This is a genomic window from Anaeropeptidivorans aminofermentans (assembly GCF_940670685.1).
Classification (GTDB): domain Bacteria; phylum Bacillota; class Clostridia; order Lachnospirales; family UBA5962; genus Anaeropeptidivorans; species Anaeropeptidivorans aminofermentans.
Window position 1 is genome coordinate 57,769 of the sequence record NZ_OW711693.1, and the last position, 19,546, is coordinate 77,314.

The 19,546-nt window shown below is 37.8% G+C and carries 15 protein-coding genes; 6 read left to right on the top strand and 9 right to left on the bottom strand.

Annotated elements, in window-relative coordinates; all coding sequences use genetic code 11:
* Positions 1-7 precede the first annotated feature (7 nt).
* Positions 8-1,825, top strand: coding sequence for a tetratricopeptide repeat protein (locus tag NBX03_RS00240; RefSeq protein ID WP_250228772.1), 1,818 nt, complete (start codon positions 8-10; stop codon positions 1,823-1,825).
* Between the two features lie 441 nt (positions 1,826-2,266).
* Positions 2,267-2,443: a hypothetical protein gene (locus tag NBX03_RS00245; protein ID WP_250228773.1), complete on the top strand. Its 177-nt coding sequence runs from the start codon at positions 2,267-2,269 to the stop codon at positions 2,441-2,443.
* A 567-nt stretch (positions 2,444-3,010) separates the two neighbouring features.
* On the opposite strand, the gene NBX03_RS00250 is transcribed toward NBX03_RS00245, so the two are convergent.
* From NBX03_RS00250 to NBX03_RS00270, 5 genes are all read right to left on the bottom strand, one after another.
* Complete coding sequence (locus NBX03_RS00250) at positions 3,011-3,271, bottom strand: pro-sigmaK processing inhibitor BofA family protein (RefSeq protein WP_250228774.1); 261 nt, start codon at positions 3,269-3,271, stop codon at positions 3,011-3,013.
* Positions 3,268-3,567: a DUF2508 family protein gene (locus tag NBX03_RS00255; RefSeq protein WP_250228775.1), complete on the bottom strand. Its 300-nt coding sequence runs from the start codon at positions 3,565-3,567 to the stop codon at positions 3,268-3,270. The genes NBX03_RS00250 and NBX03_RS00255 overlap by 4 nt, the downstream gene beginning before the upstream one ends.
* A 651-nt stretch (positions 3,568-4,218) precedes the next feature.
* Positions 4,219-4,692: a flagellar protein FliS gene (locus NBX03_RS00260; protein ID WP_250228776.1), complete on the bottom strand. Its 474-nt coding sequence runs from the start codon at positions 4,690-4,692 to the stop codon at positions 4,219-4,221.
* 150 nt (positions 4,693-4,842) lie between these two features.
* On the bottom strand, positions 4,843-6,291 hold the full coding sequence (locus NBX03_RS00265; RefSeq protein ID WP_250228777.1) for a flagellin N-terminal helical domain-containing protein: 1,449 nt from the start codon (positions 6,289-6,291) through the stop codon (positions 4,843-4,845).
* Positions 6,281-9,550, bottom strand: coding sequence for a DUF6240 domain-containing protein (locus NBX03_RS00270; protein WP_250228778.1), 3,270 nt, complete (start codon positions 9,548-9,550; stop codon positions 6,281-6,283). The genes NBX03_RS00265 and NBX03_RS00270 overlap by 11 nt, the downstream gene beginning before the upstream one ends.
* Before the next feature lie 376 nt (positions 9,551-9,926).
* Between NBX03_RS00270 and NBX03_RS00275 the strand changes: the two genes are divergently transcribed.
* From NBX03_RS00275 to NBX03_RS00290, 4 genes are all read left to right on the top strand, one after another.
* Positions 9,927-10,772: an aminotransferase class IV gene (locus tag NBX03_RS00275; protein ID WP_250228779.1), complete on the top strand. Its 846-nt coding sequence runs from the start codon at positions 9,927-9,929 to the stop codon at positions 10,770-10,772.
* 145 nt (positions 10,773-10,917) lie between these two features.
* Positions 10,918-11,868 carry a hypothetical protein gene (locus NBX03_RS00280; RefSeq protein WP_250228780.1) on the top strand — a complete coding sequence of 317 codons (951 nt, stop codon included), beginning with the start codon at positions 10,918-10,920 and terminating at the stop codon, positions 11,866-11,868.
* A 128-nt stretch (positions 11,869-11,996) separates the two neighbouring features.
* Positions 11,997-12,368 carry a BlaI/MecI/CopY family transcriptional regulator gene (locus NBX03_RS00285; RefSeq protein WP_250228781.1) on the top strand — a complete coding sequence of 124 codons (372 nt, stop codon included), beginning with the start codon at positions 11,997-11,999 and terminating at the stop codon, positions 12,366-12,368.
* Positions 12,368-14,452 carry a M56 family metallopeptidase gene (locus NBX03_RS00290; RefSeq protein ID WP_250228782.1) on the top strand — a complete coding sequence of 695 codons (2,085 nt, stop codon included), beginning with the start codon at positions 12,368-12,370 and terminating at the stop codon, positions 14,450-14,452. Before NBX03_RS00285 ends, NBX03_RS00290 begins: the two co-directional genes overlap by 1 nt.
* Before the next feature lie 457 nt (positions 14,453-14,909).
* Here the strand turns inward: NBX03_RS00290 and NBX03_RS00295 are convergent, their stop codons facing one another.
* The 4 genes from NBX03_RS00295 to NBX03_RS00310 all read right to left on the bottom strand — a co-directional run bounded on the left by NBX03_RS00295 (position 14,910) and on the right by NBX03_RS00310 (position 19,488).
* Entirely contained in the window at positions 14,910-16,022 is a 1,113-nt protein-coding gene (locus NBX03_RS00295) for a metallophosphoesterase (protein ID WP_250228783.1), read from the bottom strand.
* A gap of 592 nt (positions 16,023-16,614) precedes the next feature.
* Positions 16,615-17,706, bottom strand: a complete 1,092-nt coding sequence (locus tag NBX03_RS00300; RefSeq protein WP_250228785.1) for a GNAT family N-acetyltransferase — start codon at positions 17,704-17,706, stop codon at positions 16,615-16,617.
* Complete coding sequence (locus tag NBX03_RS00305) at positions 17,703-18,677, bottom strand: DUF2156 domain-containing protein (protein WP_250228786.1); 975 nt, start codon at positions 18,675-18,677, stop codon at positions 17,703-17,705. The genes NBX03_RS00300 and NBX03_RS00305 overlap by 4 nt, the downstream gene beginning before the upstream one ends.
* Positions 18,595-19,488, bottom strand: a complete 894-nt coding sequence (locus NBX03_RS00310; protein WP_250228787.1) for a helix-turn-helix transcriptional regulator — start codon at positions 19,486-19,488, stop codon at positions 18,595-18,597. Before NBX03_RS00310 ends, NBX03_RS00305 begins: the two co-directional genes overlap by 83 nt.
* Between the last annotated feature and the right edge of the window lie 58 nt (positions 19,489-19,546).

Below are 19,546 nucleotides of genomic sequence, written 5' to 3' on the forward strand. Positions count from 1 at the left end.
CGGTATTGTGAATTGCAAAAAATGCGGCGAAAGCCTTAAATCGGATAGTAAATTCTGCCACCGTTGCGGCAGGAAGGTAAATCATTTTGACATGGATAAATTAAAGACATTTATAGAAGAAAATAAAAATGAAATTAAGCTCGTAGCTGTTATAGTACCCGTGGCCTTATGTTTTTTTATAATAATTGACATAATAATCCCTTCTTATTCCAGATTAAAGCTTGCAGAGGGAATTAATTACCTTAAAAATGAGGAATACGAAAAGGCAGTAACAGCATTTAGCCATGCGGAAACTGCCGGAGCAAAAGATCAGGCGCTTTACACCTATATGGGGGAAGCCTATATAAAAACAGAGGACTATGACGAGGCTGAAAAGGCCCTTTCAAACGCAACGAAAGAAAGGGACAATCCCGAGGCCCTTATTCTTCTTGCAGACGTATGGGAATATGAAAAAAATGAAAAAATGCTGGAAGAAACCTTGCTGAAGCTTACGGAACTTATGCCTAATGATCCGAGGGCATATATCAGGCTTTCAAAGTTTTATGCAGAAAAGGGAAGATATGAAAATGCGTCGGAAATATTGGAAGCCCTTTTAAAAAGGCAGGAAAATAAAGAGGCTTTGCAGCTTCTTTATAATATTTATGCCCAAAGCTATGTAAAAAATAAATCTCTTGAAAAAGGCGGCACCATAGAAGAAAAAGCCTTAAGCTATTTGAAAGAAGCCGATATAAAGGATTTATCCCTTTATGAAGGGGAAGCCATAAGCCTATCTCCAAAAGGCAAATATCTCATTGCAAGAAGCTACAGTGAAGGAAGAGAATATATTAATGTCCTCGAAAAAAATGATTACGGCTATAGCATTAAAAATAGCTTTAAGCCCCCTTCCGGTTATCAATTAAGCTTCGATACCATCGTTTTTTCTCCGGATGAAAGTAAAATAGCCTTTTACAATAAGGAAGCGGAGGAATATTTAAGCGATTCTTATATTTATATATATGAGATTGAAAATAATGAATTATACAATCTCACAGACCCCAAGGAAGATTACACTCTGTTCTTACAGGACGGCGGAGTATTTATTATAGACCGTATCCCTGCCTTTTCAGAAGACGGACAGCGAATATACTTTTCAAGGCATTCTTCAAAGGGCGACGGCCTTTATGAGGTAAACCTCAATGATAAGGTGGTAACAAAGCTTTATGAGCCGCCGGCAGGAGGAACCATCGACTATAAAATAATAGAAAAGAACGGCCTTATATATTTCAGCGTAAAGGACGAAAAGGGCGGCGGCATCTATACCTATGAGGACGAGAAGGCCTCAAGGCTTAATTTTGAATACGACAAAGCCTATTATGACCTTGCCCTTTGGGATATGTCTATGGACGGAAAATATCTTATATATTATATTACCATTGCTAGCCAGAACAATTCATTCTTTTTCAAGGTTTTAGATATTGATGCTATGGCGCTTATTGATATCTACCCTCAAGATATCGCAATGATAGGAAGCAAATTTACTTCTGTAAATTATTACGATACCTTAGGAAAACTAAATACATTCATATGCAAAAATGCAGTATTTTCTCCTGACGGCGAAAGAATTGTCCTGGCGGAGGAAAACCCTGAAACAAAAGAAGTATTTTTCAGAGAAATCTCCATTAAAACAGGCAACAGCTATTTTTTAAGTATTTTGAAGCCTAAGGGAAACCCCGAAGCCGTAAGCCTTGCCGTAGGAGAATTAAAAGAAGAAAACAGCGGCTTTAAAATGCTTGAAGACGGAAAAATTCTTTTCTACGACCAGGGACTGAAGGTTTTGGAGCAGTAAAGGATTTGGTTTTTATAAATATAGCCGTTTGGCTGAAGAAAATTATTTTATTATTAGTATTTTTCTAAGAATCCAAATCTATATAGTTGCATTTAGAAAAAGCCGCAGAGCTTTAAATCCTGCGGCTTTTTAAGACTTAAAGGTTATAATAAATTAAAGTGAAACCGTAACAAAGCTATATATTCACGTGAATTTAAAATATACTTGTTTCCCAAGGAAATTCGTGTTTTTGAGTCTTTAGCAAATAGAATTTTTGTTACATTTACTATAATCTAAAATTCAATAAAACATATAGGTAAATAATGCATGCAAGCCTTTACCCTGATAAAAGATGAAGACAATAGAAAATCCAAAGGGCCTATGTTATACTGAATATAGAAAATAGCCTATTCTTCTGATATACTTTGCAAGAATAAATAAATTTATTACGGGAGGGATATAGTGAAAAAGCGCAATATTTTAGATTATTGGAACATGGGTTCCTCTATCGGATTATGTACGGCAGCTGGCATTGTTCTTGGGGCGCTCCTTAATGACTTGACTTTGTGGCTTTCGCTTGGTGCCGGCGGGGGTGTGGTTCTTGGGGCTATTTCCATGGCATATAAACAAAAGAAATAAGGAATATAAGCATAGTAAATAAACTAAAAAAGACTAAGTTTATTTACCATAGACAGAAGAAAAACTTATGAAACTTGAAAACAAAAGACTGTTTTTAAGTTTCATAAGCATGAATGATGCCCAGGAACAAAAAAAGAAAAGACCGCAATTACAATATAAATTAAACAAGAGTAAAACAGCCACAAAAGCCTATTCCGAATATAAGCCTTTTGTGGCATTTATTTACTTGTTTTCCTATATAGTTAATTTGCTTTTGTTCCGAAGTGAATATTAGACCTTGGACGGCTTAAAATAAGGAAAAAGTAAAATAAATTTCACAGAAGGAAGCAATAAAAATCTATTTTTCATAAACGGCTTAAACATATAGAATCTCTATGTTTAAGCCATTTAAAATATACGATTTTTTTACTGTTTAATTTAAAATTTACTATAAATGGTTTATACTGCTGTTTTATATTTATTCGGATATAAAAAATCGCCCTGCCGGCATAAACCAGCAAGGCGGCCTTTTAAGGCTGAAGGATTTATAAGTACAGATTATTTTTAGGGCTAAAGGAACCGGGGCTTTTACAGCATAGCCTGAATAATATATAAGGACAAAAGGCCGGGAAGACCGAGAATGCCTACCACTAGAGCGTTTAGCAAATTAATGCCTATGGAAAGGCTTAAAGGGCTTAAAATAAAATTAAGTATGTATGCCGCGGCCATTCCGGCGGCAGCTTGGGCGGACATTTTAAGAAGCATTTTCAAGGGCTTTGCAAATAATATTACAGCCATAAAAACAACACAGATGGCAATCATTATATAAATCATCTGGGAAGGGGTCATAGAGCTCCCTCCTTAAAGGAATTTGCTATGATTCCTTTTTCTTTGCATCTTTCCAGGTAAAATTTATATCTTAAGTTAATGGCCTGAATTTCAAAAATATAGCTGTCTATAAGCACGGGGTCCGTTATATTGTCAAGGCAGTTATGAAGGCTTTGAAGCTCTGCGCTCAATTTTTCAAGAGCAGATACTATTTCATAGTCTTCATAAGTAATTTTTTCTCCGGTTTTAAGCTTCGCCTTTCTTTGGGGCAGAGAAAGCTTACTGGCCTTTCCGCCTTCGGCCATGGAACCGTACATAAAAGCACCTCCTCACGTATAGCTAATGGGTTTTACTGTATGAAGCAAAAATACGAATACACTAAGTGAGCGTCTCCTTATTATTAACAAACAAGTTTTTAAGTTTGCTAACGATACACAGTATATAGTTAATATAGTCATGTTTTGGAAGTTTTATTCCTTTTTATACCATTTTTTAAGTATACTTAAGTAAATATGAAAGAGCAGCACAATTTAGTTTTTCCTTATTTTATGCTCTTTGAAGCTAAATATAGTAAAACAAATTGAGTACAGTAATAAAAACCGTATATTTTATACTTAATGAAGCTGTAAAAGTGTTTTCGGGTGAAGGTTCCCTTGGAGTTATAGTAAATTTCAAATTAAACAGTAATAAAATCGTATGTTTTGAATGGCTTAAACATAGGAGTTTTATATGTTTAAGCCATTTATGAAAAATAGGTTTTTCTTACTGTCTTAGTCCTATTTTGTTTTATTAGCGGCGGAATAAAAGCGAATTGACTTATGGTGAGAAGAGGAGGGTGATGTGGGCATAAAAAAACTGCCATTAAGCGGTTTTTTAAAACTTTATATTTAAATTCATATAAAAGAGCAACACAATTTGCTTTTCGCCCTATCAAATACCTACAGTGAAATAAAAGCAAATTGCCTATATTATGCTTTATAGTCCCGATTGCTGTTTTCGTCGATATGCTCTGCAAGTCTTCCTTTTTTATATGTAAGGCCTGCAAAAACCTGGCTTCCCTTTTGGGAGGATTTTCTTACGTCTTCGGATTCAATGGCCTTCCATGCGTTAAAAAGGACAGTGATTAAGTCTTTTGCTTCCGCCAAGATGCTTACGGCTTCTTCCTTTTTATCAAGAGAAGATTTAAGCATTGCCTCGGAAATAAGCTTGTTGATATATATGTAAATAGAGGCCATATTGCCGGATATCTCCATGCTCATATCAAGAGAGCCTATGAGGTTTGTGAGAAAGGCTCTTACATTAAGGAGTCTGCTTTTTGCTGTAACCTTATTTTCAGCAGACAAAGCCTTATCCATATCCTCCAGCATAAGCTCATAAGTGATTATTACAAGCTGTAAAGGCGATGAATTCAATATTCTTGCGGTATAATTTTTATTTTCCATATTAAAGAATCTGCCCCTTTATATAAGAGCGTATTTAAAATATAAAGTAATGAGAGCCTTTGCTTTACGCTCATGCCCAATGATATCATTTCCGTGTTACACCATATCCGGCATAGGAAAAGCCTCATCACTCCATAAACACTCTTTAAACTATCGATTGCCTATCAGCTGTAAAACCTGCTGAGGCCTTTGGTTGGCCTGGGCCATAATGGACATGCCTGCTTGTACGGCAATGTTTTTCGCTGTATAATTTGTCATTTCCTTTGCCATATCCGTATCCACAATGCGGCTTAATGCAAGGGAGGTGTTTTCCGTGGTAACGTCTAAGCTTGTTACCGTATGCTCAAGCCGGTTTTGATAGGCCCCCAGAGACGAACGGTAAAGGGATATCTTGGCGATAGCGCCATCGCATATGGAGATGGAACTTTGCAAATTATCAAGGTTCATATAGCCGTCATCTTTAAGCGCATCAATGCCAAGAGCCTTTGAAGATATTTCAGGAAGTTCTAAAACCATATCCATAAACTGATTTGCCCCTATTTGAAGCACAAGATTGCCGAAATCCTTATTTTTAATGGTTGCGGATTGTTCCAGATTTCCTGTTACTGCTCCTGTAATTGGGTCTATATTTTTTCCGCCGATAATTGGGTTACCGGAGCTGTTCTTTACGATATTAAGGTCTATGGTAAGCTCCGCAGGGGGGATTGAATTTACGGTTATCTTAAGGCTTTGATAAGAGGTGCTTGCGGTAATCGATACAGGGTCTCCGTTTTTATCTGTAAGAGATATTCCCGTTATTACAGTCTGGGTTCCAGGCTCGGTTACGGTTTCTAAAATGCTTGAATCTGCCGTGATAGACGGCGGAAAGCTTACTGTTGAGCGTATGATTACGCTGTCGCCGCTTATTTCTGTTTCATAGCCTAAATTATTAAGATAGCGCACGGTTTCGTTCATGGCTGTCGTTTTATCATTTGTTGAATAGGTAAGAGGGACTGAGCCGTCGATAGAAAACGTTGTTCCGGAAATTGAGCCGGCGCTTCCGAAATCAAGCGCTACTTCTGAAGGAAGCCCTACGTTTTCAATGGTATACTGAAGATTTCCCTGGGGGAAATTTTTGCTGATGGAGCTTATAATAGAGCCGTCGGAAAATTCTCCGCCGATTGTTTTAAAATCCACCCTTTTATTGGCTCCGAAAAGCCTTAAGGTATTAAATTCCGTTTTGTAGGAAACGTCTTCAATTTCTGCAATAAGCTGGTTTATTTCATCTTGAACCTTCTGGCGGTCGTCACCCTCATAAGTGCCGTTAGAGGCCTGAACGCTAAGCTCACGCATACGCTGGAGCATGGCATGAACCTCATTTAGTGCACCGTCCGCCGTTTGAATAAGGGATATTCCGTCCATGGAATTCCTGCTTGCCATTTCAAGGCCTGCAATCTGCATGCGCATTTTGTTGGATATGGCAAGACCCGAGGCGTCGTCCTTGGCTGAAGAAATGCTTACCCCTGAAGAAAGCTTCTGCATGGAGGCGGAAAGTTTCCTGTCTGAACTTTTGATGGAGTTGTACGCCCTTAAAGCAGGGATATTTGTATTAATTCTCATTTTGCACCTCGTTTTTCATAAAATTTTCTGCGTAACCTGTATATTTGGCTATTTTTGAGCCAAGCTCAATGATATTTTTTCTGTCGGGTCTCATGATTGCCTTATGCCCTCTGTTGGGGGAGGCCTTCTCGTCATTAATACTATCGACATGAAAGCCCGCTTCATTAATAAAGGATATGAGCTTGTCATAGGTGTTTTTAATTTCTGGGTTTCCGTCTATATTTATTTTAAGGCTGTCACGCAAGGCTTCTATGGAAAAGTCCAATTTACCGAAGGCAGTTTTAAGGTCTGCGGAGATGTTTATATTTTCCCCTTTAAAGGAGCTTTGAGCAATGCGGATATTTAAGTCCCTGATTTCACCGTTTATTTTAACAGGGATATAATAGCTTTTATCCCCTTCTGAAAGGCTTCCTTGCAGGCGGATAATCCTTTGAGAGAGGCCTATTTTTTGAAGGCGGTCTATAGGCCGTTCTTCCGAAAGGGCAGCTTCCGAAAGGGCGTTATCTATGTTTTTGTATAGGTCCTTTATATCCGCATCTTCTTTATAAAAATCATCTTCGGGAAGAGCATCTTTGATGATTTCTATTTCCTCTGCTATATCTTTAATTTCGTCGGAGAAGGATTTTTCGCCTTTCATAATATGCTTATACAGCCCTATATTTGAAAGAGTAAGAGGAATACCGCTTCTCATCAGAGCGCTTAATGTTTCAGGGCTTTCGGATAAAAGAGCCTTTGCCCTTTCGTAGGCAAGCTTTACTTCTTCCGTGCTTTGGTTAATGAGCATATCCCCGTCTTCTATTTGATTTAAAAGAGTATCCAAGGGAATGTTTTCATAATTTTCTTTCGCTGTAAGGTTTAAAACATCTCTGGAGCTTAAATGATAAGCTTCTTTGGATAAAGCTTCCGTATAAACGGCTTTATTAAGTTCAAATGTTCCGGCGGAAGAATCTTCTTTAAACACGGTTTCCGCTCTTTCGATATTTGCTTTATTAAAGGCCTGATAAGTGTTGTCGAGGATTTGGCGGATTGTTTCTTCGGTTTTAAAGCCCTCTAAAAAGCCTGTGGCATCATCTATTTTTATATCGGAAAGGCTTCTTTGGCCTTTGGTCTTTCTGTAATAGTCGGAAGCGTCCAAAAGGTTTCCAAGGGTAGGTGAATGGCCTGATTTCAAGCTTATGCCTATGGCAGCAGCGCCGTATCGTTCTATTTGATTCAAGGTTCTGTAAAAGCTGATGACGGCTTTGCGGTTATTTTCATTTAAAAGACCCTTTTCGTCCATGGCCATTATTTTTTCCGCGATAGCTTCTCTTGAAAGGCTCTTTAGGCCTTCCTTTTTGTCTAAGTATTCTATGATGTCATCTACATGCATATCCAAAGGATTATGACCGTCACCGATGAGTTCTGCCGCTGTTTCAGGGTTCAGCTTTTTATGAATATACTCCAGCTTATAATCAATGATTTTTACTTGAAGGAGATTTTCTTCATTTATTTCCACGGCGGACCTTGACAAAATTTCAGCCGCCCGAATGTTTTCTTCTGTATCTTGGATATCAAGGGCTTTAAGAAGGTCCGGTATCTTTTCCGAAACCTTATGAAAACCATCGCCGTATTTTGCGTTAGGGACCGATTGGGCCTCTAGGCCTTCCATGATTCTTGAAGCCTTTAAAGAAGCTGAAATTCCTTTTAAAGTAAAGGGAATTTCCTTATTTAATATATCGGCGGAAAGGGCAGCCCTGTCGAAATGAATGGCATTGCCTGAATTTATGGTTTCCGTAAGCAAACGGATATTTGCTTGGTTGGCAGGGGCCTCGGCTTCTAAAAGCTTCTGCCCGTAAACTTGATTTTCTGCCTTGCGGATATTTTCCAAGGCTTTTGAAAGGGGCATGGTATCAATGCTGATGCCCTTTGTATAAAGATTGTAGGAAATTTCCGACGTAAGCTTTAGCTGTATTTCCATTAACTTGAGCTTTAAATCTTCTGAAGGGGAAATATCCCCGTTACCGTAAGTACCGGATAAGGCAAGCCCCCTTAAATTAAAAAGGGTAAGAGGAATATTCAGCCTTTCGGCTTCCGCAAGGGTATGGTTGTTTATTTTATCAAGACTTTCGGAAATTTCAGCGTAAGCTTCTTTTAAGCCTTGATTATGCAGGCTATCAGGGCTTATGAAGGCCTCTTGGGGCTTTAGATTGCTTTTTATGGCTTCACAGGCCTTCTGGGCTATCTTTGAGGAAGGGATATCCTTTAAATTTGTATAAAAATCGTAAAGAGCTATGTTCTCCTTTGTGATGGGGATTTCATTGCCTGAAAAGGCTTTGGCCTTCATTAAATTTTCATTGGTAAGATTTATGCCTTCCTTTTCAAAGTGCTTTAAAACTTCTTTTTCGATGCTTTTCCAATCGTTTTCGGCTATTTCCTTAGGCTCGGCATTGGAGAAGTTCTTTTCGTACAGGTCGTTGATATTTACAGGGGCTTCCATTTTTAAAAGGGGAAGAACGGCTCCTTTTGAAAGTTCCTTAGAGCCTTCAAATAAATCCACAGCCTTTTTAATTTTATCCATATTTTTATCCGTAATAGGAAGATTGTTTTCATAAAGGATTTTTGCGTATTGAAGCTCCTCTTCCGTCCTATTTTGGTATTTGGAAAGGTCTTTTTCGTAAATTGCCATAGCCTTTCCAAAATCCTCGGGGTTAGGGGAAGTATCCTGAACTTCCTTTATGACATTTTGAACCATTGTAAGGTCAATATCCTGGATGGAAACACCGCTTGCCAAAAGCTCGTTCATAGCGGCAAGGTTCATATTGGCGTTTGCCCCGGAAAGCTTTGCTTTAAGCCTTTTGACGGCAAGCTCTTCTTCAAAGCTCATAGGCTCTGTGTATTCGGCGGGGGATTTTACCTCAAATATATTTTCTTCTTTTATAAGACCGTTTTGCTTAAAAAGCTCTTTAATATCTAAAGTAGGCATTTCTTTACTGCCCAAATTGGCGGCATCTGCCGAAAGATTTTCTATAAGCTTAAGGGCATTTTCTCCTTTTTCGCTTTTCACTGTCTGGAATCTTAAAATATCGCCTTTTTTAACCCCCATAAGATTGCCCAGAACCGTAAATTCCTTATGGTTTTTCGTAATGAAGGTAAGCCTATTATCCTTGACATCCGTAATTTTTGCATCAATAAACGCGCCTTCTGCAAAAAGGGATTCTTTTTTGCTGTCAGGCCCATATGTTTTTACCGTATTTTGATTTATATAAGAAACATTATTCATAGAATCACCGTTTATATTTAAAGTACGAGAAATAGGGCTGTTAATTGTTTTTACTTATACACCAAATTTAGTGTACATTAATTTTATCGGTTAAAATTATAAACTTAATTAGATATAAAAAACCTCATATTTTATGAACATGAAAATAAGCTTTCTGTCAATATAATTTATATTAGAGCAGCTTATGGCTTATAGTAAATTTGCTTTTCTTCGCAGCAAATAACAGGCTCCGATAAGGCTTAAAATCAAGGAAAAGCAAATTTACGACACTGCTGTTTTACTTTTATTCGAGTATACGAACTTCTTTTTGAGTTTGTAAGCAATATAAGATATACTGATATAAAAGGGCGTATTGCCCTATATTAGGAGGGTATATATGAAAGATATCGCTTATTACAACGGAAAAATAGGGCCTATTGAAGAAATGACCGTACCCATGAACGACAGAGGGTGCTATTTCGGCGACGGCGTATATGATGCAACCTGCGGAAGAAACGGCATACCCTATGCTTTAGATGCCCATGTAGAAAGGTTTTTCAACAGTGCGGGCCTTGCCCGGATAAAGCTTGAAGTTTCCAGGGAAGAGCTTAAAAGCCTATTATTGGAGCTTGCGGGAAAAGTAGAAACCGACGGGAATATTATGGTTTACTGGCAGGCCACAAGGGGAACGGCTATGAGACGCCATGGCTTTCCCGATGGAAAATCCAATTTATGGGCATATATAGTGCCCCATGAACTGGGAGACATGAAAAAGGGCATCAAGCTTAAAACCGTAGAGGATACGAGGTTTTTCCACTGTAATATAAAGACCCTTAATTTACTGCCCAATGTTTTAGCCCAGCAAAAGGCAGAGGAAAGCGGGGCGGATATCGCCTTATTCCACAGAGGGGAAAGGGTTACGGAATGCGCCCACAGCAATATATCCATAATAAAGGATAAGATACTTAAAACCGCCCCTGCCGACAATCTGATACTGCCCGGCATCGCAAGAGCCCATCTGATTAAAAAGTGCAAGAGCTTTGATATTCCCGTAGATGAAACGGCATTTACGTTAAAAGAGCTTATGGAAGCCGATGAAATCATAATCACCAATTCAAGCACCTTCTGCGGAAGGGCAGTCGAAGTAGACGGGATAAAAGCAGGGGGAAGAGAAAGCGGGATAATAGAAAGGCTCCAAAAAGCTTTAATGGAGGATTATTTGGAGGAAACAAAGGCTAAGTAAATTTTTTAATAAAGAAGGAATAAATGCCTATTTACAGTAGCCTTAAAAATACGAGCTTCCTTCGGAAACAGTACATTTTTTGGTAATGTAAATATACAGTTTTATTCTGTTTTATTTTAAATTTACGATAAGGAATTTCCTCTTTATGGAAAGGAAAGAACCTATGATTGAAAAAATGCGTAAGGAGCTTTACGATATTTCCGCAAAGCTCGAACGGAAGAAGAAAATAAGCCACATGCTTCAAGACCTTTACGAAAAAGAGAAGAAAATTTCCCAAAAGGCAGATACCTTAAAAAAAGAGCTGATGAAAGAAGAAGGGGATGTGGAAAGGCTTGAAAAGACCACCCCAACTTCCCTTTTATATTCTTTTATGGGAAAGAAAGAAGATAAGCTTAGCAAAGAGCAGAAAGAGGTCTATGCAGCTAAATTAAAATATGACGGGGCCCTTATCCAGCTTGATGATTTAAGGGCAAATATAGCTGCCCTTAATGAAGAACTAAAGGGTCTTTCCGCATGCGAAGAGGAATATGAAAGAGTTTTTGAAGGCCTTAAAGCGCTTTTGAAAAAAGAATCCTCTTATGGTGAAGCATTATGTACCCTTGACCAAAAGTACAGCGAAGCCATGGGTCTTTTGAAAGAAATAGAGGAAGCCTACATCGCAGGGGAAAAGGCAAAAGAACAGATTGCATACCTTGAAGAAAGCCTTAACAGTGCCGAGGGCTGGGGGGTATTCGACCTTTTAGGAGGCGGCTTTATTTCCGATATGGTAAAGCACTCTCATCTTGATGAGGCTCAGGAAACAGCAACTTATGTTCAGGTGCTTTTGAACAGGTTCCATACGGAGCTTGTGGATGTTTCTGTAAATAAAGATGTGGGCGATATTCAGATAGACGGATTTCTTAAGTTTGCGGATTTCTTCTGGGACGGAATATTTTCAGACTGGTATGTTCTTTCCTCTATCCAGTCTTCCAAGGAAAACATAAGGCAAATAAGATTACAGGTGGAAGAGGCCCTTTCTGCTTTGTATTCTGCGGAGGATAACTGTATCGGTAAAATTAGGGAAATCGAAAAAGAGATTGCGGATATAATTTTATAAATTAAACTTGGCTCAAAACCTTAGGCATAAAGGCTTTGAGCCTTTTATTTTCTTATTGACAGATGTTGACTAATGTGTTAGTCTAAATTTGACTAATACATTAGTCAAATCGTTTCAGGAGGTGCAATATGAAAATACCCAAGGTTACCGACGGAGAATTGGCAGTTTTAGATATCTTATGGGAAAAAGGGGATATGAATGCCTCGGATATGGTGAAAGAGCTGAAGGAAAAAAAGGACTGGAACAGAAACACAACATACACCTTTATAAACCGCCTTGTAAATAAAGGCATCGTAGAAAGAAGCGAACCGAATTTTCTATGCAGAACCCTCTACGACCGGCAGGAAGTAGGTCTTTCCGAAACAAAGGGTTTTGTCGAGAAGATGTTTCAGGGCTCTTTCGACGGCCTTGTTTCGGCTTTTATTTCAAGCGATGAAATAAGCACAGAAGATATTCGCAAAATAGAAGAAATCATACGGCGGAAAAAGGAGGGGAAATAATGGTTCGTGAAATCTTTGAACTGATTGTTAAAATGTCCTTTCAGGCTACATTAATGGCCATAGCTGTTTCTTTAATCGAAAGGCTTTTCAGGGATAAAATAAAGCCCAAATATATATCCTTCATGTGGATTATGGTTTTTATAAGATTGATTTTCCCTTTTGAAATTGTAAGCTATATGAGCTTTTTTAATATTTTTAGAAAAAGCCCTTTGAATTACAGTCATGAATTTGCCGGAAGGGCCTTTTCGGAAATTTCATATATTTCAGGGGGAGCTTCCCCAGGGAAAGCTTTATCGGAAGAAACAGTTCATATGATAAATAAAGGCACAGGTTATTCCTTCGATATTTCTTATTTATGGGTTTTTGGGGTAATGATTCTTTTATTTGTATTGTTCCATTATTATTACAATCTTAAGATAAAGCTTTATAAAAATCAGAGCCACAGCCTTGAACAAAGGCTTACAGGGGTTTTTGACGAGATTGCTTCAAAAACAGGCATAGGCTTGGACACAGAGATGATTTGCTCGGAATATGCCAATGCCCCTTTTGTTTTTGGTTTTTTCAGCCCCGTTATCGTTCTTCCTGCAAAGATTTTAAGAGATGCTTCAAAAAGCGAGCTTGAAATCATCATACTTCACGAGGCTCAGCATATAAAGAAAAACCATTACAGGATAAAATTCTTTGCCGTACTTATCCACATTATCCACTTTTTTAATCCTTTTTTATTCTATTTTACAAAGAAATTAGGGGACGCTTTAGAGCTTGAATGCGATTTTTCCCTTGCAGACGAGGTTTTGCTTGTGGATAAAATAGAATATGCCGAGGTCCTTGCCCTAACTGCAAGAAATTTTAAAGGGGGATTTATCACAGGCCTTTCCTTTGGGCAGAATAATTTAAAAAGAAGAATAGAGCTTCTTTTAGCGGATAAAAAATTTACCAGGGGATTTTCCGTTGCTGCAATAGTGCTTATTATAGCCCTTGGGGCAGGGTTTTTTACCGTATCTGCCGAAAATGAAAGGCTTAAAACAGAAATCGCCGCAGGCACTCTGGTTGATACGGCAGAAACGACGGAAGCGTCTTTGGCTGCGGAAGAGAAAGCTTCTGAAGATTCATTAGAAACCATTGATGAATTTCATTTAAAAGGCCCTGCGGAAGAACGCTTATTTAGTGCAGAGGCCTATGTCAGAGAAGGAGAAGTTGGAGGGGGTCTATCCTTAAAGAATAAAATAAATAGTGAAATCAATAATGAAATTACTTCAAGCAATCATATTGGGGGAAAGATAACGATGCCTGAGGGTAAAAGCTTTTGGGTAAACGCCTATCAGCAGGAAATGACTTATGATGAGCTTCGGGAGGAGCTGCCTTTAAGGACGGAAAAAGTTATAATGTCAGACAAAATAAAAGGTCTTGATTTTGAAATCGCAGGCTGTTATTTATTTCTCGAATATACAGACGAAGATTTTCTAAGGGCCGAGCTCTGTGAAAAAGAGGAATATAAATCTAAAATCAGTTTTACTGCACCATGGGTTAATGGAAAAGGTGCTTTTTCCGCCAAATTTCCCAAGGGAACAGATGGAAGCCTTTTTCAAAACGAGCCGCGGATTTTAACCGTTTATATACCTAAAAAGCTCAATGCTTTTGATACGGTATCCTTTGAGATTGCTATGGGATATTCTGCGATATATGGTATCAATGCAGAGAAATTAAGTATTGAATCTGCCATGAATTCAAACACGGTTACAGATAACAATGTAAAAAAGCTTTCCGTAGAGGAAAGTATGGGAAGCACTTATATAGACTTTGACGAAATAGAAAGCCTTGATATTGAATCTGCCATGGGTTCTGTTATGATAGAATGCGGAAAGATTTTAGAAAAGGCTTATATAGCCAACAATATGGGAAGCGTTGCGATAAAATTTAAAGAAGAACCGGAGAATTTAAGGGTAAGCGGTTCTACAAACATGGGAGCGGTTCAGATTCCTGAAAATTGGTCAAAAACCGCTGGTAAATTTGGCCACATATATGGCTCCGGTGATGTTGTGTTTGATATAGATAGCGGCATGGGCTCTATTAGCATAGAGTAATGGCATGCCCTATATAGTAAGGTTATAGTCAATTTATTTTTAAACGGCTATAGTTTCCTGGCTAAAAAAATTTAAAAATATCCCTGTTTTTTTTTAGACAAACGAAAGTGCCGCCTGCCGCCAAATGCCAAAGCATATTTTGGCATTTAACCCTAGCTGTCTAATTCCGCTATAAAATAAACCCTAGTTTAGTTTCTGGTGAATTGGTCTTTGAATTCTTTATGAGAAATTTACGATAAAGTTAAACAGAAATAAAACAGCCACAAAAGCCTGTTTGAATACAGCTCTTTTGTGGCATTTATTTATTTTACTATAGGTGCCTATTCGTTAAGTCTTTATTCTTTTATAATCAGTAACCCTCCGATTGTTAAACTGGGGGCACCTTAAACCGTTTGGGGAAGGATACATTAAACTTAAAAACGGCTTTCTGTGCTTCTTCATATTAAATTTACTATATTTAATTACTATTCCCATCATCAAGGACCCCTTCATACCAGCCGCTGATGCCGTCTTTTTTTACTAAATAGCCTTTTGAGGTCTTCCTTATGATGGATAATTTATCATCGATGCTTACAGGTAATTTATAGTCGGTGTAATCATCGCAGCTTGTATTTTCGTCGAAGCAATCAATATAGTCATTATGAATCCAAAGCCTGCGGCCTGAGGACTGATGCTCTGCCAAAGAAAATTCTTCGCCTTTTTCAAGAATCGTAATTTTATTATCGGTATAACGTATGTTAATGGGGTCTAAAGATTTTTCTTGAGGCGTTTTTGCATAGGCAACGGGAAAGCTGTCATAAGATTCAAAACCAATACCTGAGGAATCAACATGGGGAATCAAAAGGGCATTCAGCTGTCCGTCCCGTTTCAGCCCGCAGCCACCGTCAATGCTTATGATTTTTTGCTGCTTATTGATAATCGGATTGGAAGATGCTATTTTTCCATTGTACAGGGCTACCGGCCAGTGGCCTACAACAACGTATTTATGAAATACAAGGCCCTTTTCCATAAAAGCATCATTTTTTAAATAGGCAATGGCATTTGTCCCTTCAAATGATGCTATATCCTCAGACGGCAAACCACCGTGAACAAAAATAAAGTTTTGAGTTTCAATGATTGTGCCTAGATTTCGCAGAAAATCAAGCTCTTCTTGAAATTGCTCATTAATCTTTTCTTTTAAATTTGGCATATCCGAAGGGTTGTGTATAGGGATATTCAACTCATTGGCCATATCGGAAAATAAGGAGCTTCCCCAGCGGTTTTTCATTGCTTCGATGAACTCAAAAAGATTCTCGTTATTTTCTTCAAGCATTAGCAGTACGGCAGCATCTACGTTTCCCATAAGGGGATAAACCGTATAGCCTTTACATAAATCCATAATATAACGAAGGGTTTTAAGAGACTGGGGTCCTCTTTCCAGAATATCACCTACGATAAATAAAATATCCCTTTCAGTAAAGCTTACCTTTTCTAATAAATTTTTCAGGTACTCATAATGGCCGTGAATATCGCTTGTAACAATGATGCGCCTGTTTGGCGGCAGGTTTAATTTTTTAATGATGGTCTGCATTTTTACCCTCCGTTATATAAATCAACTTATGACATGTTTTAATCAGAACAGAGCTGCCAAACTTAAAATTGGTTTGTCAATTCTAAGAGGATGCTCATTTAAAAAAGATTTCCAGGTTCGCTTACTACATACTCGAATAAAAATAAAACAATAGTGTTGCAAATTTGCTTTTCCTTAATTTTATGCCTTCTTGGAGCCTGTTGCGGACTGCGGAAGAAAAGCAAATTTACTGTATAGTAAATTTATCATGAAGAAGTAGCAAAAGCCTATTCCCTTAAGGCTCAAAAACACGGATTTCCTTCGGAAACGGTACATTTTTGAGCCTTCGTGAATATACGGCTTTGCTACTGTTTAATTTTAAATTTACTGTATAGTAAAACAAATTAATTACAGCAGCAAAAATCGTATATTTTGAATGGCTTAAATATTGCAGTTTCATATATTTAAGCGTTTATGAAAAATAGGTTTTTGTTGCTGCCTTAATCTCGTTTTTCTTTATGTAAAACAGTTTAATCGAATAAAGAGGGTAATTCAAGGCTGAAAGCAAAAAAATAAGGACAAAGGCATAAGCATTTGTCCCGTAAAAAGATCTCTATTCATTTAACAATAAATTTATATATGCCCTAAGGCCGTCTTTTCCTGATAAAAAGCTTTCTACATTGAGGCCATATCTTAATGCAAGGCTTGAAAATTCGTTTATTGTAAAATAAAAATCTGCCTTTTCATTTTCCCATAGATGCAATTTTTTATTTTCTATGGAAAATGTAATATTGTTATCCGATATTAAAGAATCTGAAATACTGATTTTTAAAGGAATATCCTTATCTAAGAAAGACAGCTCTAAAATCTTTACGGCATCTATGATTCTTGCCATACCTAAGCGGGTTTCCGAAGAGGCTCCCTCGGAAGGGGATTTTACAAGGATTTCTTCCATTTTGTTAAGTTCAAGCACAGAATTGATTAAAGCCTGTTTGCTTTTAGCATCGATAGAAAGAAGCTCCTTTATATAGACTGGAGAAAGCTTATCCCGTATAAAGCCCATGGCGGAAATAAGACCCTCTTTACTTAAAATCATAATAGAGCCTTCAAATACAAGAAATTCATTGATACAAAGCTCAAAGTCTTTTTGGCTTTTAAGTAATGTAATGTCAAGGCCTTTATAGGCATCAGTATAAAAATCATAAAGGCTTTCAAATAAAGCTTCCGGTATTTCATTTTCCTTGGTAAAAATCTGTGCTTTACCAAGGTCTTCTTTCATATCTTTATAGCTCTCAATTGCTTCTTTTATTGTAAAAACTTCGCCGAAGCCATATTTACTGTAAATATCAAATAAGTAAGGCTCCGCGGGAATGAGCGTCGATACAAGAATGCCTTCTTCCTTTTGGCGAAAAAGGCTTTCTTTCATAAGGGCTGACGAAAGCCCTTTTTTTCTGTGGCTGGGATGGGTAACGACCCCAAGAATATAAGTTGCCGGTATAAAGTTTTCCAAAAGCTTCATTTCAAAAGGCGCCGTGATGGCAGAGGCGGAAATTTCACCGTAGTCCTGCCTTGAAATAAGGGCGCTTTCCCAGTCAAAATACCGGGGGAAATAAAAATCAAGAAAGGCGGTGCTTTCGCCGAAGCCTTCCTTCCAAAGCTCTCTTATGCCGTTAATATCTGATTTTACGGCCTTTTCTATTTTCATTGAAAAACACCCATGCCCTTCATAAGCAGAAGATGAGGTCTATAGGAAAGCTTGGCTTTTTTAAGCCCTTCTTCTCCCATATCTTCTTCTCTGTTGATATAAATGAAATCAGAGGTTTCCTGTGCTGCAAATTCCTTATTAATCATAGGATAGGCTCCTTCTATATGGCCAAGAGCCTTTTCTATTAATACGTTGAAGGTATTGTCATTGTTCTTCTGGCCCAGGGTAAAGGCAACAACTTCGTCTTCCACCTTTAAAACGCCGCCTTTTAAGCCTATTTCTTTATAATTATCAAGGGCCCGCATGGTTTCGCAATAGTCTGTTTGGGATTTTCTGCAGTCTCTTTCGAGACACCATTTTCTGTTCATTTCCTTACATTCTTCAATAAGGCTGTCGTTTATTTCTGTATATTCGTATTTATCGCCGTAAAGAGACATAAATTTATTGATATGGTTTCGTTTTCCGTTAAACTTTTTGCCCTTTAAGGTAATCATATTTTCAGAAAGATAGATATAATCACAGAAATCATCAGGGTTTACAACCTTAAAGCCATCGGGCATAATGTCTCTTAGCTCCTCTTCCATATGAGGAGTAATAGAGGAAAATCTCAAAGCGTCCCCTTCAAGGTCAAATAAATCTTCCATGACCTCTTTGAGATTGCCCTTTCCCAAAGGCATAAGATAAGAATGCTCTCCTTCTTCTCCTGCCCTTAAAATGAGAAAGCCTTTATGAAGGGTATATCTTGTATTATATTTATGCTGCCAGATATATATGTTTCCAAAGGAAAAATCGCATATGCCATAAGGGTTTTCAAGGAGATAGGAATTTAAAATATCCCTGTCTGAAAGCGTAATGGGCCTAAAATTACTTAACCCGCTTTCGGTATTTCTATTTTCCTGATTCCTCTCTTTGTCCTTGTAAATTAAGGGAGCTTTGGAGAAATCTAAGTTTTTTAAGACATTCATCGTCATTCGATGCACCTTTCTTATTTTGTTTTCTGAAGGAAGCAGGCGTCGTTCCGCTTACCCTGCGGAAGACCTTGCAAAAGTAATCAGGGTCGGAATAGCCGATCATTGCGGATATTTCGCATATGCCAAAGGTTTCGTATATAAGCAGAAGCCTTGCGTATTCCATCCGTATTTCTTGAAGGATTGAGCAGGGGGTTTTTCCCGTTTCCGCTCTGAACCTTCTTATAAGGTGGCTTTTGCTTACGCCTGAATGTTTTGCTACTTCTTCAAGGTTTTGAATCGTAAAAAAATTATTTTCCATATATTTCATAGCATCACGTACTGCAGGGCTGATTTTGCTTTCTGTACAAGAGGAAGCCTTTTTAATTTCCATAATAAGATAATGGGTATTTGCAGACGCCGTATATATATCTTTTACATTACCCTTTGAAAAATTCTCAAAAAAGCTTATAAATTTTTCCCTAATGCCGTCTACAGGGTTAAATTTATATATTTCAAGCTGGTCGCAAAGTCCGCGGGAATTTTTAATCATAATGGATATAAAGCTTGTGTCTGCAGAAGGCTTAATAGAAATATTTGCATTGGCGTAAATAAAGGAATCCTTCTGGTAGCATCTGCATGTTCCCTTGCTTAAAGCCTGACCTTTTCCTTCCAGCATATAAATAAGGATTGACTCATTACTGGAAGCGGTATTGATGGCATAAGGCTCCGAAATACTGTAAGATGAGACGCATACAGGCACTACCCACGAAAAATCAGGGTTTAGTTCAAAGGATGGATAAAATTTTCCTGAATCTAAATATGCCGTATTCAAGGCAGTCTCTCCTTATATAAAAAATAATAATGAGGAATAATTTAAAAGCAAAAAATAA